We start from the raw sequence: 24,364 nt of genomic DNA on the forward strand, positions 1-24,364 counted from the left end.
AGGGGGGAGTTTGTGTATTGCTCCCCCTCTAAAACTATTGCAGCGAGCGTATCCCGGCGATAAGCCGCTCAACGCCTGCCTCGAGCTTGATGCGCGGGCAACCGGCGTTAAGGCGAATAAAACCGTTCCCTTCCACGCCGTAGGTGTAGCCCGGCATAATGGCGACTTTCTGCTGCTCGATAAGCACTTTTTGCAGTTCACGGTCATCCAGCCCCAGCGGGCGCAAATCGACCCAGGCCAGATAAGTGGACTGCGGCGGCTGCCAGTTAAGCTCCGGGAAAGCCCGATTGAGGCTATCGGCTACAAACTGCAAATTGCTTTGCAGGTAAGCACGCAGGGCTTCGAGCCACGGCTCGCCTTCCTGATAGGCCGCGATGTGGGCGACAATCGCCAGCACCGCAGGGGATGAAAGACCGTCCTGGCCTTTCAGCACGTTCAGATAATGCTGGCGGTCTTCTTCATGATTGATCAGGCCGTAAGCGCCGGTCAGCGCCGGAATGTTGAAGCTTTTAGAGCCTGAAGTGAACAGCGCCCAGCCGCCGCGGCCGACTTCGCACCATGGAATGTGCCGGTTCTCGCCCCAGACCATATCCATGTGAATTTCATCGCTAATCACCCGCACGCCGTGGAGTTCGCACAGGTCTGCCATCAGCTCAAGTTCTGCACGTGTCCACACTTTGCCGGTCGGGTTGTGCGGGCTGCACAGCAGCATAATTTTGCACTCGGGGCGGGCGAGCAGGGCTTCCAGCGCGGCCATGTCACACTGCCAGCCGTTCGCCGTATTTTGCAGCGGGGCGCTCAGGACCTGGCGCTGGTTCCCTTCTATCGCTTTATAGAATGCGTCGTAAGCCGGGGTATGGATCAGCACGCCGTCGCCGGGCTGAGACCACTGGCGTACCAGCTGCGAAACCATATAAATCACCGATGGGCCATAAACCACGCTTTCCGCGTCGATGGTGGAATTAAAGCGGCGCTGATACCAGTGGGCAATGGCTCCGAGGAAATCTTCGTTTTTCCAGCGGCTGTAGCCGAGCACGCCGTGGGCCAGGCGTTTTTGCAGGGCTTCAAGAATGCAGGGAGCGGTAGGAAAGTCCATATCGGAAATGGTGAAGGGGAGCAGGTCTGCCGCGCCGAAGCGGTCGGCAACGTAGTCCCACTGGGTACACCAGGTGCCGTGGCGGTCTACAGGAACAGAAAAATCAAACATAAAGCCTCACAGCTAAAAAGGGCGCCTGAGCGCCCATTTATAGATTAAGCCTCGACGGTTCGCATCAGGCCGACCATCTCATCTTTTACCGACTGAACCTGCGGCCCGATAACGACCTGGAGGTTATGGTCGTTGAGCTGTACCACGCCGATAGCGCGGTTAGCCTTCAGGGCTGCGGTATCAACCAGCGTCATATCTTTTACCGACAGGCGCAGGCGGGTGATGCAGTTATCAAGCGTGGTGATGTTATCGCTGCCGCCCAGCGCCGCCAGAATCGCCGGAACATTATAGCCGGACTTGCCAGGCTGGCCGATAACCGGTTTTTCAGCCGTGGTGGTTTCGATATCACGACCCGGCGTTTTGATATTAAAGCGGGTGATGGCGAAGCGGAAGATGGCGTAGTAGCCAGCAAACCAGACCGCCGCCACTACCGGCACCATGTACCACTTGGTGGACAGGCCGTGCAGCACGCCGAAGACGAAGAAGTCGATAATGTTGCCGTCGGTGTTGCCGATGGTGACGCCCAGCACGGACATTAAGGTGAAGCCGATACCCGTCAGCACGGCGTGGATGAGGTACAGCACCGGCGCGACGAACAGGAACAGGAACTCGATTGGCTCGGTGGTGCCCCCGACTACGCAGGCGATAACGCCGGAAATCAGCAGGCCTTTAATCTTGTGGCGGTTTTCAGGGCGAGCGCAGTGGTACATCGCCAGCGCGGCGCCGGGCAGGCCGCCAAGGAAGGCAGGCATTTTACCCTGAGAAAGGAACTGGGTAGCGCTTTCAGAGAAACCGTGGGTGGTCGGGCAGCTTAACTGAGCCTGGAAGATGGTCAGCGCGCCGCTTACGGTGTGGCCGCAGACGTCCATCGTGCCGCCCGCTTCGGTGAAGCGAATCAGGGCAACCAGGATGTGTTGCAGGCCGAACGGCAGCAGCAGACGTTCGCCGGTGCCGAAGATCATCGGTCCGAACACGCCAGCGCTGTGGATCATATAGCCCAGAGCGTTGATCCCGGCGGCAAATACCGGCCAGATAAGCGGAATAACCAGGCCAACAAGGCCCATCACTACGGTGGTGATAATCGGGACGAAACGTGTGCCGCCGAAGAAGGCCAGCGCATCCGGCAGGCGGATGTTATGGAAACGTTCATGCAGCAGGTAAACGATAATCCCGGCAATCACCGCCCCGAGAATACCGGTATCGATGGATTGAACGCCAAGCACGCTTTGAATGTTGTTGGCTTTCAGAATTGCGGCGTCGGTAGTCGGCAGAATTCCCTTGGCGGTGAGCCAGAAGTTAACCGCAAGGTTCATCACCATATAGCCGACGAAGCCCGCAAATGCGGCAACGCCCTTGTTTTCACGCGCCAGGCCAAGCGGGATGGCAATACAGAACATCACCGGCAGGAAGCTGAAGGCGAATGAGCCCATTTTGCTCATCCAGGTGAAGATCAGCTGCAGGACAGGGTTGCCCAGTGCCGGAATTTCTGTAATGACGTCGTGGCTGCTTAACGAGCTGCCGATGCCGAGCATGATGCCGCAGAACGACAGCAGCGCCACGGGTAACATAAAGGTTTTGCCGAGGTTCTGGAAAAATTCCCAAAGCGATTTTTTTTGTGGTGTATTAGCCGCCATCACGACTCCTTGACCCGGTTAAAATGAGATGTTGAGTAACGAAAGTTTGGCGATGATAAAACGTTTTACCAAACTTTATCGTGAGGACGATCGCAGAATTACCGCGCATAATGAAGCTTAATATGCCAGCATAAGTAAAACGTTTTATCTTTATATTTACCGATTCACGGAGGATCTGACTTAACGATGTCGACGCTGACCAAAAGAATCACTATTAACGAGGTTGCCGAAGCCGCAGGCGTATCGGTGACCACGGTATCGCTGGTCCTTAGCGGCAAGGGGAGGATCTCCACCGCCACCGGCCAGCGGGTCAATGAAGCCATCGAAAAGTTAGGGTTTGTGCGTAACCGCCAGGCGGCGTCGCTGCGCGGCGGGCAGAGCGGCGTAATTGGTCTGATCGTGCGTGATTTGTGTAACCCGTTTTATGCCGAGTTAACCGCCGGGCTGACCGAGGCCCTGGAGCAGCAGGGGCAGTTGCTGTTTCTCACCCAAAGCGGCAGCAAAGGGCAGCATATGCAGCGCTGCTTCGACACCTTAGTGTCGCAGGGCGTGGACGGCATTATTATCGCCGGGGCGGCTGGGCAGGGGGCAGACCTGCGTGAAATGGCGGCGCAGAATAAACTGCCGCTGGTTTTTGCCTCCCGCGCCAGCTATCTCGATGAAGTGGATATTATCCGGCCGGACAATATGCAGGCCGCGCAAATGGTGACCGAACATCTGATTAAGCGCGGGCACCAGCGTATAGCCTGGCTTGGCGGGCGCAGTTCATCCCTGACGCGGGCCGAGCGGCTGGGCGGCTTTTGCGCCACCCTGATGCAGCACGGCTTACCGTTCCACAGCGACTGGATCCTCGAATGCGAGCCGAGCCAGAAGCAGGCGGCGGACGCGATAACTGAATTGTTGCACAATTTTCCGACCATCAGCGCGGTGGTCTGCCACAACAGCACGGTGGCGATGGGCGCGTGGTTTGGCCTGACACGTGCTGGCTGGCAGATGGGCGGCGGCAGCGTGGACAGCTATTATGACAGGCATATCGCCCTTGCGGCCTTTGCCGAAGTGGGCGAAGACGACCTGGATGATGTCCCGATGACGTGGGTAACGACTCCGGCCAGAGAAATTGGGCGCAGTGCGGCACAGCGTATTCTCCAGCGCGGCCAGGAGAGCGAAGTTGCCTTTAGCAATCAGATAATGCCCGCCCGCCTGATAACCATCAAAAACTGATCTTCCCCGAACGCTGGAAGGGATTGTGCGCCATGAAAGAATTATGCCGGATGGCCGCGAGGGACTAAAAAAATAGCCAGTCATTCGACTGGCTATTTTTAAGCTTACTGCTGAGGAGCCGGAGCGGCATCCTGAGGCTGAGGAACGGCATCGCTGTCGTTATCCTGTCCCGCCGGGCCGCCGAGGCCTGCCGGCAGGGCAAACATGCTAAACAGTTCGCCCAGAGACATTTGCTCGCCGTTCAGGGAGGCTTTCCCCGTGCCGTATTGCAGGCTGGTGGTGATGTTGTCGCCGTCAACTTTAGTGACGCGGAACATCTGGCCCATTGCCGCGAGGCCTTTGATCTGCTGGCTTGCCAGTTTACCCGCTTCATCCTGGTTGTAGCCTTCCAGTTGAGCAATCTGGGTCATCATTTCGGTTGCCATCGGCATCGGAATAACCAGCTTCGCGTCAAGAGACTTCACATAGCGGTCCAGCTGTTCTTCCGGCGTGTTGGCCGGGCCGGTTACGCCCTGCGGATCTTTCATAAACAGCGACAGGTTGAAGCTGGACTCGCCTTTTGCGTTCTTCCAGCTCAGCGGCGCGACGGTAATTGTCGGGTTGCCTTTCAGCAGCAGCGGCAGGTTAGCGCCAAGCAATTCAACGGACTTCTGCTGATACAGCTCAGGATTTTGCTGCAACGCCGGGTCGGTCATTAATTGCTGCACGCCAGCGTTATATTTCTGGGTGAATTCACGCAGCGCGGCGGCGTCGATATTGCCCACTTTCAACGTCAGTTTGCCGCTGCCCATATTCTGGCTTTGCACTTTAAGCGCGTCCAGGCTGTAGTCGAACTGGCCGGTGAAGTGTTTTTTATCGTCCTGAACGTCGGTTTTGGCGTTGAGGTTAAACCCTTCCACCACAGCAATTTCTTTACCATCCACCACCATCGAGAGCTTATCTACAGTGGCTTTTTGTGAGCCAACGCGCTGGTCGAACAGGCTGCGCTTGCTGTCACCGTCGGTTTTGATGCCGTTGAATGAAAGCTGAACGCGCTGGCCGTATTCGTTAACGGTATTGATAAGCCCGCTATCGGCAGAACCGGAAAGCGTAATTTCATTGCCGGAGCCGTCAACATCGGCGTTCAGTTTAGCTCCGCTGAAGCTGAACTTGTTTTCGCCTTCGGTGGCGTCGATGGCCGCCAGCGTGATGTCAGAGGAGGTTGCTCCGCTATAGCCCACCCGGGTTTCCACTTCAACAGGCTGTTTGTCTTTGGTCAGGGTGAACAGTTGTTTGGTAATGTCGGTGTTCACAAGCTCGGTGTGGATAGACGCCATGCTCGGGATCGGGTTGAATTTCTTCAGCTGAGCGAACGGGAACGGGCCGTGATCGATGGTTTCGTTAAATAATACGCTTTGCTCCGGGGTCAGCAGCGCATTTTTGGTACCGGCAGCCTGTTTAACAACCAGCTGCACGCTGCTGTGGAACAGGCCGCGTTTATAGTTCTGATAGCTCAGAACCAGCCCTGATTCTGGCGCCGAGTTTTTGATCTCCGCATTGGCGTTATCGATCATTTCGGCCATACGGCCTTCGAGCTGTTTGCCCGTAAACCAGGCTCCGCCGGTCCACACTACGCCCAGCGCCACAATTACCCCAACCGCAACCAGAGATTTTTTCATCGTATCATTGTCCATGTTAAGAAGCCGGTAGCCGTCCTCCACCGGGCGAATGAAAAACGCCTGATGACAGGCGTTTTCGTAAACGTAGACTCTAGCTTAGCAATCCGCGCTAAAAAGATCAGTAAGTTAAAGTTTGTTAAACACTCGCGCTACCCGGCCAACGCCGCTGACCGCTACCGGCGACTCGTCGGCACCGATAAACGCCGACTCGCCCGGCTTCAGCACCAGTCGCTGCCGGTCTTTACTCAGGACGGCTTCTCCTTCCACGCAGAACACGATGGCCGCGCTCTGCTGGGCCAGCGTCGATTCCTGAGCGCTCAGGTCGTGCAGGGAGAAAGCGAAGTCGTCCACCGGGATCGGGAAGTCCAGTTCGCTGCCGTTTTTCTGCGGCTGAGTAAGCAGCTGGTCGGCCGGTTTTGGCTCAAATTTAACGTTGGCAACAAGCTCAGGGATATCGATGTATTTTGGCGTTAACCCCGCGCGCAGCACGTTGTCGGAGTTGGCCATAACCTCCAGCGCTACGCCGTTCAGGTAGGCGTGCGGCGTTTCGGCGAACAGGAACATGGCTTCGCCTGGCTCAAGCTTAACCACGTTGAGCAGCAGAGGGGAGAACAGGCCGCTGTCGTCCGGGTAGAATTCGGAGATCACGCGGATGGTTTCCCATGGCTCGCCCTGTTGGCTGTTCAGCGCCGCTTTTAACACGCCTAAAGCCAGCGCTTTTTCTTCACCCTGCATATTCAGCAGACCGGCAAACAGCTTAGCCAGGCCATCGGCGTCCGGCTGTTGCAGGAAGTGAGCAATTAAAGGGTGCGCCCCGGCAACCGGCTGTAGCAGGGAAACTATGTCGGAGAATTCGCGGAAGGCGTTCATCGCAAGGAACGGCGTTAAGGCAAACACCAGCTCCGGTTTATGGTTAGGATCTTTGTAGTTGCGCTCTGCGGCGTCCAGCGGAATGCCCGCTGCGTTTTCTTTCGCAAAACCAATTTCAGAGGCTTTTTTGTTCGGGTGAACCTGAATAGAGAGCGGCTGGGCAGCACACAGCACTTTGAACAGGAACGGCAGCTCGCCAAAACGCTCGGCCACGGCTTTGCCGAGTAAAGTCGGCTGGTCGGCATCAATTATTTCGCGCAGCGAGTGCTGTTTACCGTCGGCTGAGGTGACTTTTGAGCTACTCTTTGGATGGGCACCCATCCACAGCTCGGCCATCGGTTTATGTTCCGGGTTGGCTACGCCGTACAGTTCCGTCAGCGCCGTCTTACTTCCCCAGGCATAATTTTGTACCGCATTGATCAATTTTTGCATTTCTGGTCCCTGTAATCATTTAGTCGAAGTTTCAGTTATTAAAGCAATTATCCGCGGGGAAGTAACCAGGGCAACAAAAAGTCGTATTAGTCTCAGTTTCTGTTAAAAAATTGTGTAGGATGTTATGACTTGTTTTTGGAACACAGCGCGAAATTCTGTGCTGAACAATAAAAATTAACATTACTGTTGTCGCAAGTGAGAGAAATATGTCGAATAAACCCTTTCATTATCAGGAGCCGTTCCCGCTCCAAAAAGACCCAACCGAATACTACCTGCTGAGCTCCGACTACGTTTCCGTTGCCGAGTTTGACGGCCAGCAAATCCTTAAAGTTGACCCTAAAGCCCTGACGCTGCTGGCTCAGCATGCCTTCCACGACGCATCCTTTATGCTGCGCCCCGCTCACCAGCAGCAGGTGGCCGATATTCTTGCCGATCCGGAAGCCAGCGAAAACGATAAGTACGTGGCGCTGCAATTCCTGCGCAACTCGGACATCGCCGCGAAAGGCATTCTGCCGACCTGCCAGGATACCGGCACCGCGATTATCATGGGCAAGAAGGGCCAGCGTGTCTGGACCGGCGGCGGGGATGAAGAAGCGCTGTCCCGCGGGGTGTACAACACCTTTATCGAAGATAACCTGCGCTACTCCCAGAACGCCGCGCTGGATATGTACAAAGAGGTCAACACTGGCACCAACCTGCCTGCGCAGATTGACCTCTACAGCGTGGACGGGGACGAATATAAGTTCCTGTGTATCGCCAAAGGCGGCGGCTCGGCCAACAAAACCTACCTTTACCAGGAAACCAAGGCGCTTATTACTCCGGCGAAGCTGAAAGACTACCTGGTTGAGAAAATGCGTACGCTCGGCACCGCGGCCTGCCCACCGTACCACGTTGCGTTCGTTATCGGCGGCACTTCCGCAGAAGCTACGCTGAAAACCGTGAAGCTGGCCTCGACTAAATACTACGACGGCCTGCCGACGGAAGGTAACGAGTACGGGCAGGCTTTCCGCGACGTACAGCTGGAAGAAGAACTGCTGAAAGAGGCGCAAAATCTTGGCCTCGGCGCACAATTTGGCGGGAAATACTTCGCTCACGACATCCGCGTTCTGCGCTTGCCGCGCCACGGCGCGTCCTGCCCGGTCGGTATGGGCGTGTCCTGCTCTGCGGACCGTAATATCAAAGCCAAAATCAACAAAGATGGCATCTGGCTTGAAAAACTGGAGCATAACCCTGGGAAATACATCCCGGAAGAGCTGCGCCAGGCCGGTGAAGGCGAAGCGGTAAAAGTGAACCTGAATCGCCCGATGAAAGAGATCCTCGCTCAGCTGTCGGACTTCCCGGTTTCAACCCGCCTGTCGCTGACCGGCACCATCATTGTGGGGCGTGATATCGCCCACGCTAAGCTCAAAGAACGTCTTGATAACGGCGAAGAACTGCCGCAGTACGTGAAAGATCACCCGATTTACTACGCAGGTCCGGCGAAAACGCCGGACGGTTATGCATCCGGCTCTCTGGGGCCGACAACCGCAGGCCGTATGGACTCCTACGTGGATCAACTCCAGGCCAACGGCGGCAGCATGATAATGCTGGCGAAAGGCAACCGCAGCCAGCAGGTGACCGACGCCTGCCACAAACACGGCGGCTTCTACCTCGGCAGTATCGGTGGTCCGGCGGCGGTGCTGGCGCAAAACAGCATCAAGAGCCTTGAATGTGTGGAGTACCCGGAACTGGGTATGGAAGCTATCTGGAAAATTGAAGTGGAAGACTTCCCGGCGTTTATCCTGGTGGATGACAAAGGTAACGACTTCTTCCAGAAGATTCAGGCTTCACAGTGCTCTCGATGCGTTAAGTAATACCCGAGCCGCCCTCCGTGGCGGCTTTTTTTATCGCAAAGGAGAAAGAAATGGCATCCAGTCGCAGTGAAAAAGATTCAATGGGCGCAATCGATGTACCCGCAGATAAACTGTGGGGCGCGCAGACCCAGCGGTCACTTGAACACTTCCGCATCTCTACCGAGAAAATGCCAACCGAGCTTATCCGGGCGCTGGCGCTGACCAAACGTGCGGCAGCGAAGGTCAACGTCGACCTCGGCCTACTGCCTGCCGACCGGGGTACGGCGGTTATCGCGGCCGCGGATGAAGTGCTGGCGGGGAAACACCCCGATGAATTTCCGCTAGCCATCTGGCAGACCGGCTCAGGCACCCAGAGCAATATGAACATGAATGAAGTCCTGGCGAACCGTGCCAGCGAAATTCTGGGTGGCGTGCGCGGCATGGAGCGACTGGTGCATCCGAATGATGACGTTAACAAAAGTCAGAGTTCAAACGACGTATTCCCGACCGCAATGCACGTTGCGGCAATTATTGCGGTACGCGAGCATTTGCTGCCGCAGTTAAAAGTGCTGAAGCAGACGCTGGCGCAAAAAGCGGATGCGTTTAAAGATATCGTAAAAATTGGGCGAACCCACCTGCAGGATGCGACGCCGCTGACTCTCGGCCAGGAGATTTCTGGCTGGGTGGCGATGCTGGAGCATAATCTGAAGCATATCGAGCATAGCCTGCCGCACCTCGCGGAACTGGCGCTTGGCGGGACGGCTGTAGGGACGGGGCTGAATACTCATCCTGAATATGCGGTGCGCGTGGCGAAAGAACTTGCTGACTTTACTAAGCAGCCGTTTGTGACCGCGCCAAACAAGTTTGAAGCTCTGGCCACCTGCGATGCGCTGGTACATTCCCACGGTGCGTTGAAAGGGCTGGCATCTTCCCTGATGAAGATTGCCAACGATGTTCGCTGGCTGGCTTCCGGGCCGCGCTGCGGCATCGGCGAGCTGTCCATCCCGGAAAACGAGCCGGGCAGTTCCATCATGCCGGGGAAAGTGAACCCAACCCAGTGCGAGGCGATGACCATGCTCTGCTGCCAGGTGCTGGGCAACGACGTGGCGGTGAACATCGGGGGCGCTTCGGGCAACTTTGAACTGAACGTTTACCGCCCGATGGTTATTCATAATTTCCTGCAATCGGTGCGCCTGCTGGCGGACGGCATGGAAAGCTTTAACGAGCACTGCGCGGTGGGCATTGAGCCGAACCGCGACCGCATCAGCCAGCTTCTGAATGAGTCGCTGATGCTGGTGACGGCGTTGAATACCCACATCGGCTACGACAAGGCTGCTGAAATCGCCAAAAAGGCCCATAAAGAGGGGCTGACCCTTAAGGCGTCTGCGCTCAAGCTCGGCTATCTCAGCGAAGAAGAGTTTGATGCCTGGGTGCGCCCGGAAGATATGGTCGGCAGCATGAAGCCGTAAGTTTTCACCCGCAAATCTATTCTTCGCAATACAGGTGCAGCCGCGGGATAATTAATCTTAGCGGCTGCGCTTTCGGTTTATAGCGATGGCGAATGTTTTCCGCATCGTAATTCAGCAACTCTCCTAAGTCCGGCGGCGTTTCACCATTGTCCTGCCTGCACAGCACAACCAGCGGCGAAGGGCAGGCGAGCTGCACTTGCTTTTGCTGAGCCTGATACCAGACGCGGGCCACGGGCTGTACTTTAACCGGCCTTTTAATTTTCAGTCGTGCGTTTTCCGGCAGGCTCGCCACATCGTTTATTTCCTGCGTCACGCGCTCTGCCCACTGTTCTTTGCTCCACGGAGCAACCGCCCGCCCGGCGTTCAGGCTTTTCTCCAGCATTTCCAGCACCTGCTGGCGGCTCAGGTTTTTGACTATCTGCTTGTTGGCCCAGCCAAAACGCACGGTATCCGGCGTTTCAGGCTGCGTGATGGTGCGGTAGGCGTTGAGCGTGATAAGCCCGGGAATATGGCGATGCACCCACTCAAAACGCTGAGAAGAGGGCAGCCCGGACTCAAGGCTGATTATCTGTTCCAGCGCCTGTTTCAGCTGGTTAACCTGCGTGATAAGCGCCGTGGTTTCCCGAAACTGGCCTTCTGTGACGGCATAGCAAACTGCGCCCGGCAGGCGTACGGCGGCTTTGCTGCTGGCCTTTTCTGACTGCTGCTGGATAAACATCCGGGTGAAGTGGGCTACCGCCGCTTCGTGCGCATCCTGGCCCACGCGTTGCGTGACCTGTATCGACGAGAGCGGGTCGTGCTCCTTGCTCTTTTCAATTTCTGGCAGGGTGAAGACCCGGCCGCTAAGCAGCCTGAGCTCTCCAAGCTGCCCGCGGAGCAGGTTCAACGCCTGCTCCAGAGAGCGGAAGGTGGAAGTCAGGCGTTCAATCAGATCGTAACGGGCCATAAAAACTCACTTTAGTTACAACATACTAATGAACTGTAGCAGGGGGCGATAGCATCGGCAACAGTGTTTGATTTTGTTTAGCAGGAGGGAAATACCCGGCCTGGGGGCCGGGCAAGCTGTTATCAGGAGAGGTAAGTGGTGTTTACCGGCCACGAGAAGCGGAAGCTGGCTCCGCCAAGAGGGCTGCTATCAATGGTGACCTGGCCGCCCATGGCAACGGCGATAGAATGGACGATGGCCAGCCCGAGGCCGCAGCCGCCGGTGGCTCTGTCGCGGCTTGGATCCAGGCGTACAAACGGCTCAAATACCCGGGCGCGTTCTTCTTCCGGTATTCCCGGGCCGTCATCTTCAACCTGTAAATTGGCGATGTCGCCTTCGCGCCACAGGCTGATGCGCAGCTGCTGCTGGCTGTAGCGCAGGGCATTGTTGATCAGGTTGTCGGTCACTCGCTCCATCAGGCGCAAATCAATAGCGCCGTAGTCGATGGCGTTTACTGTATCGGTGGCGAGGGCTATCTGGCGCTGGCGGTGAATGAGCTGCACGTCGGCAATGTGGGTTTCCATCCAACTGGCGAATTTGACGTGAGCAAGATGAAGTTCGGTTTGGGGCCTGTCGAGACGGGCATAGGTCAGCAGCTCGTCAATCAGCGCTTCCAGCTGGCCGATGTCGCGATTAAGCGCCTGCGACTCCTCAGGGCTGAGGTTATCACTCATTTCAAGGCGGTAGCGCAGGCGAACCAGCGGCGTTCTTAGCTCGTGCGCAATGCCGTCGATCAGCTGTTTTTTACTGGCGATCAGGGCGTTGATGTTATCCGCCATCTGGTTAAAGGCGATGCCGAGCCGCTCAAAACTCGAAGCATTATCAAAATGAATATGCTCATCGAGATGGCCTTGACCAAAGCGCTGGGCGGCACTCTCAAGCTTTAGCATGTCCTGCCAGTGCGGGCGCATCCAGATAAAAACCGGGAAGGCGAGGGAGATAGCGATAAAGGCAATTAGCCCGATGTCCAGCAGCCGCATTTGGTGCAGGTAAAACAGGTAGGGAATCGGCCCAACGGCCAGCACATAGTGGCTGCGCGGAATGCGCTGGATAAAGGTGTATTCTTCGTCGAGCGCGACTATTTCGCCCTCGCGCAGGTGACGAGCGGCAATATCATCCAGCTTAAACTTGCTCATTGGCTCAATGTTGAGCTTAAAAGAGAGGTTAAGGTCGAGATCGTTGATGGTTTTATTCCAGTCGCGCGGAGGAATTTCTCTCAGCTCGCTGCGCATCAGGTAGAGCGAACTTTTCATCAAGTCATCAAGCGACTGCCGCCCGGCGCGCTCTGCGGTGAATTTATACACCAGGCCAACCAGCATGGTCATCACCAGGAAGCAGACAAACAGCAGGAGATAAAACTGTACAAACAGCTTTTTCATCAAATATTACCGTGAAATTAATAGATTAGGCGTGGTGCCATAGGCGCGTCAGGCACTATCAATGCATTATATCTGCCGATGTGCTGAATCAGGAATGTAATTCCATCTGGTTTACGCTAAACCCGGCCGACAACATCCATCTATGCCCGTAAATTGGAAGATGCTTATGCGAGATTTTAGCGCTTTTCACAGCAATAATTTCCCGCAAGACAAAATTTTGGTAGTTTTTAACTGAGATAAATCTGATAAATTAGCCGAGCGTAAAATTACAACGGATTTAGAAATGACAAGGAAATGGATTCTGGGTGCTGTTGCACTCACTGTTACTTTAGTTGTGGCTTTGGCAACTCAACTAAGTTTTTCAACCGCTCCTGATTTTGTTTCTGGCGCACAGGGTAGGCTCGAATCTTATCTTTCATACAGCTATGGGCCGCTACATTGCTCGAGCACGAAGGACAAAGAACAGGCATGGACAATCAATTGTGCTGCAAACAATGGAAAAAATAATTTTGTCTATATTGTTCACGATGCGCAAGACGAACCATACGGTTTCTTCCTGACGGCTGTAAATGATGCTGCCAGAGAGACGTCTGGCGTAGATCTGCTCTCATATCTGGATATCAGAGCCAACGGTTAATATTGATTACCGGCATGTCTAAACCCGCTTTTGCGGGTTTTTTTACGCCCGCCTTCGGCAAATAACCGAAGGCGTTTCATCATGCTTCGCTTTCCCAGGCGTGCGGGGCAAATAAGTATCCTTTGTTGCGCACGGTTTTAATGCGGAAGGGTTCTGTCGCATTATCGAGCAGCTTTTTACGCAGGCGAGAAATCGCTACGTCGACGCTGCGATCCATACCGTCATAGGTTACGCCACGCAGGTTCTTCAGCAGCGCATCACGGTCCATTATCTGGCCTGCATGAGTGGCCAGCTCCCACAGTAAGTCAAAGTCAGCGGTAGAAAGCACAACATTTTCTGCCCCAAGCGTGACCTGGCGGTTAAGCGGGTCGATGCACAGAGTGCCAAAGCGTATCGCTTTATGGGGCTTGAGGTTACTGGCCGTTGTATCCGCCGTATGCTGGGCCGACACACGCTGGCGCAGATGCAGCCGCAGGCGAGCCAGCAGCACCGCAGGCGGCGTGGTTTTCAGAATATAATCATTAGCGCCCATCTCGAGCGAAAGGATGTGGTTCATGTCGCTGTCCAGCGAGGTCAGCAGCACAATCGGGCCGTCCCACTGCGGGCGTAGATCCCGACACAATGTCATCCCGTCTTTACCCGGAAGCATAATATCGAGCAGCACCAGGTCAGGTTGCTGTTGTTGAATAACCGCTTCGGCACGATCGCCGCGGGTTTCAACGATAACATCAATGTCGTGTTTCCCGAGGTAGGCCGCTATCAGGCCGCCTACTTCCGGGTCGTCTTCCACATAAACAATTTTGCTCATAACCTGCCGCGTTGGCTGTTAAAGAAATAAACATACAATGATGCAATAGATTACACCATTAATGGTTGGTAAACAGTTTTAGCGCAGGTGGCGCCCGCCGTCGACCGCATGACTGCGCCCGGTAACGTAGCGGCTGGCTAACAGATATTCCACCAGGTTAACGACCTCCTGTTCACCCGGCGCGATTTTCATCAACGATTTATTTAACGCGCGTTGGCGATACTCCGCATCATCACTTTCATTAAACATAATCAGGGCAGGGGCGATGGCGTTAACCTTAACCTCAGGCGCAAGTTTGAGCGCGAAAGAGAGCGTCATGTTTTCAAGTGCGGCTTTGCTGGCGGCATAAGCGATATGCTTGTCGCTCCCACGCTCTGCGACATAATCGGTGATGTGAATAATATCGCTGCCGCCCTGGCCGTGGCCGCGCAACAACGCTTCTAATTCGTGGTTGAGCAAATAGGGCGTGGCAACGTGGATTTGCATCATCGCATTAAGCGTTTCACTTAGCGGCGTGTGGCGACTTTCCGGCTGCCATTCGCTGGCATTGTGGATTATTGCACGTAATGAAGGAGTCAACGCTTTCACCTGCTCCGCAAATCGGAGTATCCCTTCAGTGCTAGAAAAATCCGCATGCAGGCAGGTTACGCCAGCATGTTCGAGGGCGTCGATTGAGGAGTGTCGGGTGCGATAGCTGATAATCAGCGGCTGCCCCTTTGCAATAAACTGTTGAGCCAGCGCCAGGCCAATACGTTTCCCGGCGCCGGTTATCAGAATAGGACGGTTAATAGCAATTCTCCCCTTAGAATGTATCTGCCGGGGGAGTAATGCTTCTAGCCCACCAGCATCCATGTTGCCGGGAATGCTGCCAGCAGCATCAGGCAAATAACGGTTCGCTCTTTTAGGTTAAGCGATTTTTCGTGCATGTGGGTACTGCGGGCATACATAAACACCAGCAGCCCTGGAGCATAAAGTACCACTGAAAGCAGTAAATGCATCGGGCCTGATGCATAAAGCAACCACAGGCCATAAACGCAGGCACCCACGCCAATTGCCTTGTGCAGAGGGCGACTGGCGACTTTCAGCAGGTATGCGCCGACCAGGAAATAGGGCACCAGAATCATTTCCGAGGCGATGGTCAGCAGGGTGTTGTAGTCCGAGCCGGTAAGCCAAATTAATACCAGACAGACCTGCACGCTAATATTAGTTAGCCACAGCGATGCCGACGGAGCGTTGTTTTTATTCTGACGGGCGAACATCTTCGGAAAGGCTTTATGGGTAGCCGCCAGCAGCGGGACTTCCGCTGCCATGATTGTCCAGCTCAGATAAGCGCCGCATACGGAAACAATAAGCCCGGCGGCAATAATAATCTCGCCCCACGGCCCCATCATTTCAACCATCAGGCCAGCCATCGACGGATTGCGCATTGCCGCCAGCTCCGGGCGGGCCACTACGCCAAGCGAAAGTAGAGTGACCAGCAGGTAAACGACCAGGGCGGAGACCACGGCCAACAGCGTTGCGCGACCAACATCTTTTTTATTTCTTGCACGAGCCGAAACAACCACCGCGCCCTCAACGCCGATAAATACCCACAGGGTGATGAGCATAGTATTTTTCACCTGCTCCCAGACGGGCACGCCGAGCTTGAGGCCGGTGAAATCGAGGGTGAATGTCGGGAGTTTGAACGCCATAAAGGCCAGAACCACAAACATACCCAGCGGCAAGAGTTTTGCTAGCGTGGCTACAAGATTGATGCTGGCTGCGGTCTGTACGCCGCGCAGCACCAGCCAGTGCACCATCCACAATAGTATCGAAGCGCCTACGATAGACTGCCAGGTGTTCCCGTCGCCGAACAGCCGAATCTCGGGCGTGTCGGTAAAGAAACTGAGAGCGGAAAAGACGATAACCAGGTAGGAAACGTTGGCGATAACGGCGCACAGCCAGTAGCCCCAGGCCGAGCAAAATCCAATGAGCTCGCCGAACCCTTCGCGCGCATAAGTAAATATGCCGCCATCGAGATCGGGGCGCAGGCGCGTCAGTACCAGCATCGCCAGCGCCAGCAGCAGGATACCTACGCCGGTGATTGCCCAGCCAATAAGCAGGGCCGCAGGGCTAGCGACAGCGGCCATATTCTGCGGCAGGCTGAATACTCCCGCGCCGAGCATAGAGCTTAATACCAGAGCGGTTAGCGCCGCGAGGCCGAGTTTCTTTTCCATAGAGGTCCTGTAAAGAGTTAAGGGATCCAGCATAATTATTATGCTTTTACGCATATAAATAGAGGATCACGCTAAGGCGCGGGATTCTACGGAGTGTGAACACTGCTTGCAATGAGCTGAGCCATAAAATGAACTGAATGGCAAAAAAAAGGGCAGCTTTCGCCGCCCTGAGGTTTTTTAACGCACCTTATTTATACAGGTCTGCGCTAATGGTGATGTTATTACCACGCTCCTGCCACTGGCGGGTAATGTGGTAGAACTTGGCACCTTTTTTAGCCGCGCGTTTGGCGACCTGGTAGGAGATCTCGGTCATGTTGCCGTAGTTCCCTGTGAACTGAATATTATCAAACGGCACCATTTGGGCTGCGGTGATTTTATTCACTTCTTCGATCTTAGTCCCGTCCGGTAAAGTGACGGTGTAACGGCCACCTTTAGAGCTTTGAGTCTCGAAGAAACGGCCCACGTCGCTGGACGGCGCTTCGGAAGAGGCGATACCCGGGATTTCAACCTGTTTCGCCGCCGCGCCACCGGCCGCTAATGCCGCTTTACCTGCTTCAGAGTTAGCCGGCAGCAGGTCCGGGCTCTGAACCACACGCTGTTTAGCATCGGCTTTGTAAATGAATGCGGTAACGCGCTGGTTTCCGCCCTGGTTAGCATCAACCTGGCGCACGATGAAGAATGAGGCGGCACCTTTGTTGCGTGCGGCTTTCGTTATCGCATCATTCACTTCAGGCTGGCTGCGGTAGAAACCCTGAACGGTCACGGTATCGAAAGGCTCAAGCTTAAAGGCCTGCTCTTTCGGCAGTTCCACAATGCCGTTAATTACGCGGTTTTTGATCGCATCTGCTTTTGGTGCGTCGGCTTTGTACACATCCGCTATTACACGAGCATTGCCGCTTTCCCCGATGAAATTGCTGTCCAGTACATAGAAAGAGGCCGCGCCAATTTCATCCGCACGGTGAGAAACAGCAGACACAGCATCGCCGATGGCGTTAAAGCGCCCGGTGACGGTGATACGATCGTAGGGTTTAAGAGCAGATGCTTGTTCAGGCGTCAGTTCTGTCGCAGCCTGAGCGGACAGCGAAGTAACAGAAATAAGAGCTGACGCCAGAAGGGTGTTCTTGAGATTCATAAAAATAATCCTTCGCCTTGCGCAAAATGAGTGCTGATACTGCGTTCTCTGATAATGACAGGTTAACGGCCGATTATGGCACTGAAATTAAGGCTAATCTACAACCGTTTGCTTGGCGATAAGTGCCGCTAAAGTCTAAATCCGGCATGGGGTTTCTGTTTCTCAGCCCATATAACCGGCGATGCCATCCCACAGTAGTTTGATTGCGGTTATCACCAGCAAAAGCAAAAAGTAAATCCGGCTGTAATGGGGAATGGTGCAAGGAATGGCTGCGGGTTCGCATGGTGTACTACAGTTACCGGGACTGCGAGCACTGGCCGTTGAGGCGATTGATGAGGGGATTCGACTACTTGCGGCGGCGATCCAGGATTATATTGCTGCTGGAGAAAAAAGATAAGTTGAAAAAATAGCCTTTGAAGTCTGAAGCCTGCTAAAGATTATGACTTATTTGGTTAATTTATTGTTAATTGCTGGTTTTGCTATGAGTAAGAATCATGTTGACGGGCTTCTATTAAGCGTATTATCAGGCTCTGAGGGTTAAATAGCGGTAAAAACGACTGCCTGGGTGCCGCAGCACTAAATTTTTGCGATAAAAATACAAATACCAGGATGCAGATGTAGATCACAGTCGTTATTTTCAGTAGGTTATAAAAAGTTTGTTACAGATCTAATTTTTGTTGAAGTGAGCGTGGAGAAGATATCTGCCGGCGGCGCGCGGGCGGATGTTTGCGTCTGGCCACGGCAATGTCTGGCAAACCATCATCAAAAACAGGTGGAAGGGAATATTATGCGTATTGGCGTACCAAAAGAGCGGTTGACCAATGAATCCCGAGTAGCAGCCACGCCGAAAACGGTTGAGCAGCTGCTTAAACTGGGGTTTACGGTCGCCATTGAGAGTGATGCGGGAAAACTTGCAAGTTTTGACGACGAAGCTTATGAGCGTGTTGGCGCAAGCATCACTGATAGCGCGGATGTCTGGCAGTCGGACGTAATTTTAAAAGTGAACGCGCCGCTGGAAAACGAAATCGAACTGGCGCGCGAAGGCTCTACGCTGGTGAGTTTTATCTGGCCTGCGCAAAACCCGGAGCTGCTTGAGAAACTGGCCGCACGCAATATTACCGTGATGGCGATGGACTCCGTGCCGCGTATTTCGCGCGCCCAGTCTCTGGATGCACTTAGCTCTATGGCGAACATTGCTGGCTACCGTGCAATTGTTGAAGCCGCACATGAGTTTGGCCGCTTCTTTACCGGCCAGATTACCGCTGCCGGTAAAGTGCCTCCGGCCAAAGTGATGGTTATCGGTGCGGGTGTTGCTGGCCTGGCGGCCATCGGGGCGGCGAATAGCCTTGGTGCCATTGTTCGTGCGTTTGATACTCGCCCTGAGGTTAAAGAGCAGGTTCAGAGTATGGGCGCGGAGTTCCTCGAGCTGGACTTCAAAGAAGAAGCGGGCAGCGGTGACGGCTACGCGAAGGTCATGTCCGAAGCCTTTATTAAGGCAGAAATGGCGCTGTTTGCCGCCCAGGCGAAAGAAGTCGATATCATCGTCACTACCGCCCTGATCCCGGGTAAACCCGCACCGAAGCTTATCACCCGTGAGATGGTTGACTCCATGCAGGCGGGCAGCGTGATTGTCGATCTTGCTGCGCAAAATGGTGGTAACTGCGAATACACCGTGGCGAATCAGGTGACCATTACGCCTAACGGCGTGAAGGTCATCGGCTATACCGATTTGCCGGGGCGCCTGCCGACTCAGTCTTCCCAGCTGTACGGCACTAACCTCGTTAACCTGATGAAGCTGCTGTGCAAAGAGAAAGACGGCAATATTACCGTTGATTTCGAAGACGTTGTGGTACGCGGCGTGACGGTTATCCGCGAAGGTGAAGTCACCTGGCCCGCTCCGCCGATTCAGGTTTCTGCCCAGCCGCAGGCGGCAAAGGCAAAAATCGAGCCTGTTGAAGAGAAAAAACCAACTTCACCATGGTTTAAATACGGCCTGATCGCGCTGGCGATTATTCTGTTTGGCTGGTTCGCAAGCGTGGCGCCAAAAGAATTCCTCGGCCACTTTACCGTGTTCGCGCTGGCCTGCGTGGTGGGCTATTACGTGGTCTGGAATGTTTCGCACGCGCTGCATACTCCTTTGATGTCGGTCACTAACGCCATCTCCGGGATAATCGTCGTAGGCGCATTATTACAAATCGGCCACGGCGGCTGGGTCAGCGTGCTGAGCTTTATTGCTGTGCTGATAGCCAGTATCAATATTTTTGGTGGATTCACCGTCACTCAGCGCATGCTGAAAATGTTCCGGAAGAACTAAGGGGTAACAAATGTCTGGAGGATTAGTTACAGCTGCATACATTGTTGCCGCGATCCTGTTTATTTTCAGCCTGGCGGGCTTATCCAAACACGAGACCTCAAAACAGGGCAACTTGTTTGGGATCGCGGGGATGGCAATTGCCCTGGTGGCGACGATTTTCGGCCCGGAAACCGGCAACGTGGTGTGGATCATCATCGCCATGGTTATCGGCGGGGCAATCGGTATTCGCCTGGCGAAGAAAGTCGAGATGACCGAGATGCCGGAGCTGGTGGCGGTGCTGCACAGCTTTGTCGGTCTGGCCGCGGTGCTGGTGGGCTTTAACAGCTACCTCGATCATGCGCCGGGCCTCGAGCCAATCCTGGAGAATATCCACCTGACGGAGGTATTCCTTGGGATCTTCATCGGGGCGGTGACCTTTACCGGGTCTATCGTGGCGTTTGGTAAGTTGTGCGGCAAGATTTCGTCTAAACCGCTGACGCTGCCTAACCGTCATAAGCTGAATCTCGCTGCGCTGGTGGTTTCCTTTGCGCTGCTGATCGTGTTTGTGCGTACCGAAAGCGTGGGCCTGCAGGTATTAGCCCTGCTGCTGATGACCCTTATTGCGCTGGCGTTCGGCTGGCATCTGGTTGCCTCCATCGGCGGTGCGGATATGCCGGTAGTGGTTTCTATGCTGAACTCCTACTCCGGCTGGGCGGCGGCGGCGGCGGGCTTTATGCTTAGCAACGACCTGCTGATCGTCACCGGTGCGCTGGTGGGTTCTTCCGGTGCCATCCTGTCGTACATTATGTGTAAGGCGATGAACCGCTCGTTTGTCAGCGTGATTGCCGGTGGTTTCGGAACGGATGGCTCCTCAACCGGTGAGACGGAAGAAGCGGGCGAACACCGTGAAGTAAGCGCCGAAGAAACCGCTGAAATGCTGAAAAACTCCACTTCGGTCATCATCACCCCGGGGTACGGTATGGCTGTTGCTCAGGCACAGTACCCGGTTGCTGAGATAACAGAGAAACTGCGCGCTCGCGGCATCAAAGTGCGCTTCGGCATTCACCCGGTTGCGGGGCGCCTGCCGGGCCATATGAACGTGCTGCTGGCAGAGGCCCGCGTGCCGTACGATGTGGTACTGGAGATGGACGAAATCAACGACGATTTTGCCGACACAGACACCGTGCTGGTTATCGGGGCTAACGATACCGTCAACCCGGCGGCTCAGGAAGATCCACGCAGCCCAATTGCCGGTATGCCGGTGCTGGAAGTGTGGAAGGCTCAGAATGTCATCGTGTTCAAACGTTCGATGAACACCGGCTACGCTGGCGTGCAGAACCCGCTGTTCTTTAAAGAGAACACGCAGATGCTGTTTGGCGATGCTAAAGCAAGCGTTGAGGCGATTCTCAAATCACTCTGAGTTTGCAATACGCTGTTCACGAGGCCGCCCAAAGGGGCGGCTTTTTTTTGTCTGAACGGAACAGAGCACTATCCCGAAGGCAATAAATAGGGCACTAACCAGATGGAAACTCTGCACAGGAAGGTCAAGAAACAGAATGCTTAAGACGCCGCCGCTCAGTGGGATCGGAGATGTAGGGGCGGTGATGCCGCAAGGCGGGGTGATGGTTGAGGCCGACAGAGCGGTACTCGATTATTTGCGAGGGGCGATTATCCGCCTTGATGATAACGCCTGAAGGCCAATAAAAAGCCCGCCAGATTGGTGGCGGGCTGCATTACTTCAGAGGCTTCAGCTAGTCGTCTTCGGGGTCATCCAGCTCGACCGGCGTCTGGTAATCGTCCGGTTTTATCACCAGTAGATCACAGCGAAGATGGTCGATAACCTGCTCGGCGGTGTTGCCAAGAAATGCCGCCGACAGGCCTGTTCGCCCAACCGTGCCCAGAACAACAATCCCCGCCTGGAGATGTTCCGCCATATCGGGAATCACTTCCTCGGGCAGCCCTTTCTCGACGTGGGTCATTTTTTCATCAATGGCGTATTTCTGACGCAGCGCCTTCATCGCAACGAGGTGCTGGCCGCGAATCGCATCGTTGTACACGCTGGGATCAAAGTCGGGGAGTTCAATAGCAATATTGATTGGGGTCACCGGGTAGGCGCCAATCAAATGCACTTCGGTGTGGTTAACATCGTCGGCAAGCTTAAGGGTCTCTTTAACCAGCTTTTCGTTCAGCGCATTGTGGTACAGCTCTTCGCTGGCCAGGTTAACCGCCACCAGCGCCTTACCGCCTTCCGGCCAGGGCTGATCTTTAACCATCCACACTGGGCAAGGACATTTGCGCAGCAAATGCCAGTCGGTAGGCGTAAAGATAACCGCTTCCAGCTTATCGTGCTGGTGCGCCATTTTTAGCATCAGGTCGTGGCCGCCGGCGATCACTTCCTGGATGATGGCTTCAAACGGGCGGTTATGCCACACCACTTTGATATCAATAGGAATACCGGCTTCGATGTAGTACTGGGCCTGCTGTTTGATCCAGGCCGTGCGCTGGCTGATAACGCCTTTGCGCATCGCCGTACGTTCGTCAGGTGACAGAAGCGTGGTCATTTCGTAGGAAAAGTCATAGATGGGCAGGAAGGCTTTGATTCTGCCGCCAATCCGTTGATGCAAATAAACAGCTCGCCGCAGGGCAGGTTGATCGTCCTGGTTGGGGTCAATCGCGACTAGCATGTTTTGGTAGTTTGCCATACAGGTCTCCTTACAACTGCTTAACCACAGTCTGTAAAGTAAGATTAACCCATAAGCAGGGAATGAAACAGGTGGGCAGCCCTTGCCGGATCAATAAAACAGAGAAAAGGCGATCCGGCAAAGGAGGGCGGTTATCACGCGACGCTGCGCGACTGACCCGCTAAATCAGAGAGCAGGTCGATATTCTCGATGGTGATGTATTTGCCCTTCACCGCCAGCATGCCGCTTTTCTGGAAGCGACCCAGCAGGCGGCTGATGGTTTCAACCGTCAGACCGAGATAGTTACCGATGTCACCGCGCGTCATGGTCAGGCGGAACTCACGCGGAGAGAAACCACGCTGGGCGAAGCGACGGGACAGGTTATAAATGAACGCCGCCAGGCGCTCTTCAGCATTCTTCTTGGACAACAGCAGGATCATGTCCTGGTCGCCTTTGATCTCGCCGCTCATCAGGCGCATCATCTGCTGACGCAGGCTCGGCATCTTGCCGGACAGGTCATCAAGCGTCTCAAACGGGATTTCACAAACCATTGAGGTTTCCAGCGCCTGAGCAAAGCTCGGATGGTGGCCGGTGCCGATGGCGTCAAAGCCGACCAGGTCGCCCGCCAGATGGAAGCCGGTGATCTGCTCATCGCCCTGTTCGGTAATGGTGTAGCTTTTTATGGTGCCTGAGCGAATAGCGTATAGCGATTTCAGTTCATCACCCGCTTTAAACAGGGTTTGTCCCTTTTGAATCGGTTTTTTACGCTCGATGATATTATCGAGCTGATCGAGTTCATGCTCATTAAGCGTGAAGGGGATGCATAATTGGCTAATGCTGCAATCCTGGCAATGGATAGCGCAGCCGCCAGACTGAATTCGTCGAATAATACGCTTTTCAGGGATCATAGATATGCTCTGACCGTAATTGATATTGGTCAATTTTAACATCTTTTTGCCGGTAGAGTAAGTCTGGCAGAACGCTATTCGGATGATCATAGAGGATGGCGGCAAAAAATAACTCGCCATCTCTTTGAATTTGTTGAAACGTTAAAGAACGGCGTCCTTATTCTGGAAAAAATAGCCGCACTTTTGGCACTATTTGCTTACAGCAATAAATAACCTTCATGTCGCAAAAGCCATTCTTTACGCGCAACGCCGCCCGCATACCCGGTCATTGTGCCGTTGCGGCCGATAACGCGATGGCAGGGCACGACGATACTTACCGGGTTGGAGCCATTGGCGGCGCCAACCGCTCTTGCAGCACCGGCGCGGCCTAGCTGTTCGGCAAGCTCTCCGTAATGCATCACTTTTCCGCACGGTATATCGCGCAGCGCCTGCCAGACCTGGCGCTGAAAATCGGTGCCTGCGGTTGCCGTCGGCAGAGCGTCTATTACCGCCAAATCGCCTTCAAAATAGTCACGCAGCTTGTCGCTCAGCCCGTTGGGGTTAACGCTGCCAATACGCTGAAATCCCCGGGTGCCATAATGAATATTCAGCAACTGCTCCATGCGGGAGCTATGCTCTTCCCACTCCACGGCTCGCAGATTGAATTGCTCGTCGCATAAAATCCATAGTGGACCTACCGGGGTGTCAATTTTATCTTCCAGTATCGTCAGCACAGCTTGCTCCGTTTCACGCAGGCGAGGGCGAATGCCCGGGCCAATTATCCGAAGCAAAAGATAGCACGCGCTGCCGGAAGGCAACCAGACCCCAAAAGGATTAGCATAATAACCGGGCTCGCCTGCGGGTAGATTTATTCATAGATGAGATAAATAAAATGCTGCTCAGGCAGGCCTGATGGCGGAATTATTATTTATTCGTGAGTCTGTTATTTATTTCACGTTTTGTTAACGAACAGGCAAAGCGATTATTTGCGGTTGCGGAATCTGAGTTTCCAAATAATGAACT

The 24,364-nt window shown here is 54.5% G+C and carries 20 protein-coding genes; 7 read left to right on the top strand and 13 right to left on the bottom strand.

Translation table 11 applies throughout. The features are described 5' to 3' along the window. Window positions 1–34 precede the first annotated feature (34 nt). Both HMPREF0201_RS08465 and malX read right to left on the bottom strand, forming a co-directional pair. Window positions 35–1,207 (bottom strand): MalY/PatB family protein, encoded by a 1,173-nt coding sequence (locus HMPREF0201_RS08465; RefSeq protein ID WP_016536154.1) that lies wholly within the window; start codon window positions 1,205–1,207, stop codon window positions 35–37. A gap of 44 nt (window positions 1,208–1,251) precedes the next feature. Beyond that, entirely contained in the window at window positions 1,252–2,841 is a 1,590-nt protein-coding gene (gene malX, locus HMPREF0201_RS08470) for a maltose/glucose-specific PTS transporter subunit IIBC (protein ID WP_016536155.1), read from the bottom strand. A 186-nt stretch (window positions 2,842–3,027) separates the two neighbouring features. Between malX and HMPREF0201_RS08475 the strand changes: the two genes are divergently transcribed. After that, window positions 3,028–4,062 carry a Mal regulon transcriptional regulator MalI gene (locus tag HMPREF0201_RS08475; protein ID WP_016536156.1) on the top strand — a complete coding sequence of 345 codons (1,035 nt, stop codon included), beginning with the start codon at window positions 3,028–3,030 and terminating at the stop codon, window positions 4,060–4,062. Between the two features lie 104 nt (window positions 4,063–4,166). Here HMPREF0201_RS08475 and HMPREF0201_RS08480 read toward each other — a convergent pair whose 3' ends face one another. Continuing rightward, window positions 4,167–5,720 carry a YdgA family protein gene (locus HMPREF0201_RS08480; RefSeq protein ID WP_039899252.1) on the bottom strand — a complete coding sequence of 518 codons (1,554 nt, stop codon included), beginning with the start codon at window positions 5,718–5,720 and terminating at the stop codon, window positions 4,167–4,169. A 126-nt stretch (window positions 5,721–5,846) separates the two neighbouring features. Then, window positions 5,847–7,022 (bottom strand): mannose-6-phosphate isomerase, encoded by a 1,176-nt coding sequence (manA, locus tag HMPREF0201_RS08485; protein WP_016536158.1) that lies wholly within the window; start codon window positions 7,020–7,022, stop codon window positions 5,847–5,849. Between the two features lie 206 nt (window positions 7,023–7,228). On the opposite strand from manA, the gene fumA reads away from it, so the two are divergent. Both fumA and fumC read left to right on the top strand, forming a co-directional pair. Beyond that, window positions 7,229–8,875, top strand: coding sequence for a class I fumarate hydratase FumA (gene fumA / locus HMPREF0201_RS08490; RefSeq protein ID WP_016536159.1), 1,647 nt, complete (start codon window positions 7,229–7,231; stop codon window positions 8,873–8,875). Window positions 8,876–8,925: 50 nt separating this feature from the next. Then, entirely contained in the window at window positions 8,926–10,323 is a 1,398-nt protein-coding gene (fumC, locus tag HMPREF0201_RS08495; RefSeq protein ID WP_039898154.1) for a class II fumarate hydratase, read from the top strand. A 16-nt stretch (window positions 10,324–10,339) separates the two neighbouring features. Here the strand turns inward: fumC and tus are convergent, their stop codons facing one another. Together tus and rstB are read right to left on the bottom strand one after the other, a co-directional pair. After that, a complete protein-coding gene (tus, locus tag HMPREF0201_RS08500; protein WP_016536161.1) occupies window positions 10,340–11,269 on the bottom strand; it encodes a DNA replication terminus site-binding protein in 930 nt (309 codons plus the stop codon). Window positions 11,270–11,391: 122 nt separating this feature from the next. Then, entirely contained in the window at window positions 11,392–12,687 is a 1,296-nt protein-coding gene (gene rstB, locus HMPREF0201_RS08505) for a two-component system sensor histidine kinase RstB (protein ID WP_016536162.1), read from the bottom strand. A gap of 283 nt (window positions 12,688–12,970) precedes the next feature. Here rstB and HMPREF0201_RS08510 point away from each other — a divergent pair, with 283 nt between their 5' ends. Beyond that, the gene (locus HMPREF0201_RS08510; RefSeq protein ID WP_016536163.1) at window positions 12,971–13,324 is read left to right on the top strand and encodes a hypothetical protein; all 354 of its coding nucleotides are present in this window, start codon (window positions 12,971–12,973) and stop codon (window positions 13,322–13,324) included. A 79-nt stretch (window positions 13,325–13,403) separates the two neighbouring features. On the opposite strand, the gene rstA is transcribed toward HMPREF0201_RS08510, so the two are convergent. The 4 genes from rstA to ydgH all read right to left on the bottom strand — a co-directional run bounded on the left by rstA (window position 13,404) and on the right by ydgH (window position 17,480). Beyond that, a complete protein-coding gene (rstA, locus tag HMPREF0201_RS08515) occupies window positions 13,404–14,132 on the bottom strand; it encodes a two-component system response regulator RstA (protein ID WP_016536164.1) in 729 nt (242 codons plus the stop codon). Window positions 14,133–14,210: 78 nt separating this feature from the next. After that, window positions 14,211–14,984, bottom strand: coding sequence for a dihydromonapterin reductase (gene folM / locus HMPREF0201_RS08520; RefSeq protein ID WP_016536165.1), 774 nt, complete (start codon window positions 14,982–14,984; stop codon window positions 14,211–14,213). Beyond that, window positions 14,966–16,348 carry an amino acid permease gene (locus tag HMPREF0201_RS08525; protein ID WP_039898155.1) on the bottom strand — a complete coding sequence of 461 codons (1,383 nt, stop codon included), beginning with the start codon at window positions 16,346–16,348 and terminating at the stop codon, window positions 14,966–14,968. The genes folM and HMPREF0201_RS08525 overlap by 19 nt, the downstream gene beginning before the upstream one ends. Before the next feature lie 187 nt (window positions 16,349–16,535). Further along, window positions 16,536–17,480 (bottom strand): DUF1471 family protein YdgH, encoded by a 945-nt coding sequence (ydgH, locus tag HMPREF0201_RS08530; RefSeq protein WP_016536167.1) that lies wholly within the window; start codon window positions 17,478–17,480, stop codon window positions 16,536–16,538. A gap of 787 nt (window positions 17,481–18,267) precedes the next feature. On the opposite strand from ydgH, the gene pntA reads away from it, so the two are divergent. From pntA to HMPREF0201_RS23040, 3 genes are all read left to right on the top strand, one after another. Then, window positions 18,268–19,794 carry a Re/Si-specific NAD(P)(+) transhydrogenase subunit alpha gene (gene pntA, locus HMPREF0201_RS08535; RefSeq protein WP_039898158.1) on the top strand — a complete coding sequence of 509 codons (1,527 nt, stop codon included), beginning with the start codon at window positions 18,268–18,270 and terminating at the stop codon, window positions 19,792–19,794. Between the two features lie 10 nt (window positions 19,795–19,804). Next, the gene (gene pntB / locus HMPREF0201_RS08540) at window positions 19,805–21,193 is read left to right on the top strand and encodes a Re/Si-specific NAD(P)(+) transhydrogenase subunit beta (RefSeq protein ID WP_016536171.1); all 1,389 of its coding nucleotides are present in this window, start codon (window positions 19,805–19,807) and stop codon (window positions 21,191–21,193) included. Between the two features lie 136 nt (window positions 21,194–21,329). After that, the gene (locus tag HMPREF0201_RS23040; RefSeq protein WP_016536172.1) at window positions 21,330–21,467 is read left to right on the top strand and encodes a hypothetical protein; all 138 of its coding nucleotides are present in this window, start codon (window positions 21,330–21,332) and stop codon (window positions 21,465–21,467) included. A 57-nt stretch (window positions 21,468–21,524) separates the two neighbouring features. Here the strand turns inward: HMPREF0201_RS23040 and uspE are convergent, their stop codons facing one another. From uspE to ogt, 3 genes are all read right to left on the bottom strand, one after another. Continuing rightward, complete coding sequence (gene uspE, locus HMPREF0201_RS08545; RefSeq protein WP_016536173.1) at window positions 21,525–22,475, bottom strand: universal stress protein UspE; 951 nt, start codon at window positions 22,473–22,475, stop codon at window positions 21,525–21,527. Window positions 22,476–22,609: 134 nt separating this feature from the next. Next, window positions 22,610–23,362, bottom strand: coding sequence for a fumarate/nitrate reduction transcriptional regulator Fnr (gene fnr / locus HMPREF0201_RS08550; RefSeq protein ID WP_147293938.1), 753 nt, complete (start codon window positions 23,360–23,362; stop codon window positions 22,610–22,612). 197 nt (window positions 23,363–23,559) lie between these two features. Further along, on the bottom strand, window positions 23,560–24,075 hold the full coding sequence (gene ogt / locus HMPREF0201_RS08555; protein WP_039898162.1) for a methylated-DNA--[protein]-cysteine S-methyltransferase: 516 nt from the start codon (window positions 24,073–24,075) through the stop codon (window positions 23,560–23,562). Window positions 24,076–24,364: the final 289 nt, after the last annotated feature.

It is taken from the genome of Cedecea davisae DSM 4568 (assembly GCF_000412335.2).
Classification (GTDB): domain Bacteria; phylum Pseudomonadota; class Gammaproteobacteria; order Enterobacterales; family Enterobacteriaceae; genus Cedecea; species Cedecea davisae.

Coding starts and splice junctions, on each gene's coding strand:
- malX (WP_016536155.1), bottom strand. CDS start 2,841: ATGGCGGCTAATACACCACAAAAAAAATCGCTTTGGGAATTTTTCCAG.
- manA (WP_016536158.1), bottom strand. CDS start 7,022: ATGCAAAAATTGATCAATGCGGTACAAAATTATGCCTGGGGAAGTAAG.
- pntB (WP_016536171.1), top strand. CDS start 19,805: ATGTCTGGAGGATTAGTTACAGCTGCATACATTGTTGCCGCGATCCTG.
- HMPREF0201_RS08510 (WP_016536163.1), top strand. CDS start 12,971: ATGACAAGGAAATGGATTCTGGGTGCTGTTGCACTCACTGTTACTTTA.
- folM (WP_016536165.1), bottom strand. CDS start 14,984: ATGGATGCTGGTGGGCTAGAAGCATTACTCCCCCGGCAGATACATTCT.
- HMPREF0201_RS23040 (WP_016536172.1), top strand. CDS start 21,330: ATGCTTAAGACGCCGCCGCTCAGTGGGATCGGAGATGTAGGGGCGGTG.
- HMPREF0201_RS08475 (WP_016536156.1), top strand. CDS start 3,028: ATGTCGACGCTGACCAAAAGAATCACTATTAACGAGGTTGCCGAAGCC.
- uspE (WP_016536173.1), bottom strand. CDS start 22,475: ATGGCAAACTACCAAAACATGCTAGTCGCGATTGACCCCAACCAGGAC.
- HMPREF0201_RS08480 (WP_039899252.1), bottom strand. CDS start 5,720: ATGAAAAAATCTCTGGTTGCGGTTGGGGTAATTGTGGCGCTGGGCGTA.
- fumC (WP_039898154.1), top strand. CDS start 8,926: ATGGCATCCAGTCGCAGTGAAAAAGATTCAATGGGCGCAATCGATGTA.
- rstA (WP_016536164.1), bottom strand. CDS start 14,132: ATGAGCAAAATTGTTTATGTGGAAGACGACCCGGAAGTAGGCGGCCTG.
- fumA (WP_016536159.1), top strand. CDS start 7,229: ATGTCGAATAAACCCTTTCATTATCAGGAGCCGTTCCCGCTCCAAAAA.
- fnr (WP_147293938.1), bottom strand. CDS start 23,362: ATGATCCCTGAAAAGCGTATTATTCGACGAATTCAGTCTGGCGGCTGC.
- pntA (WP_039898158.1), top strand. CDS start 18,268: ATGCGTATTGGCGTACCAAAAGAGCGGTTGACCAATGAATCCCGAGTA.
- HMPREF0201_RS08465 (WP_016536154.1), bottom strand. CDS start 1,207: ATGTTTGATTTTTCTGTTCCTGTAGACCGCCACGGCACCTGGTGTACC.
- ydgH (WP_016536167.1), bottom strand. CDS start 17,480: ATGAATCTCAAGAACACCCTTCTGGCGTCAGCTCTTATTTCTGTTACT.
- tus (WP_016536161.1), bottom strand. CDS start 11,269: ATGGCCCGTTACGATCTGATTGAACGCCTGACTTCCACCTTCCGCTCT.
- HMPREF0201_RS08525 (WP_039898155.1), bottom strand. CDS start 16,348: ATGGAAAAGAAACTCGGCCTCGCGGCGCTAACCGCTCTGGTATTAAGC.
- rstB (WP_016536162.1), bottom strand. CDS start 12,687: ATGAAAAAGCTGTTTGTACAGTTTTATCTCCTGCTGTTTGTCTGCTTC.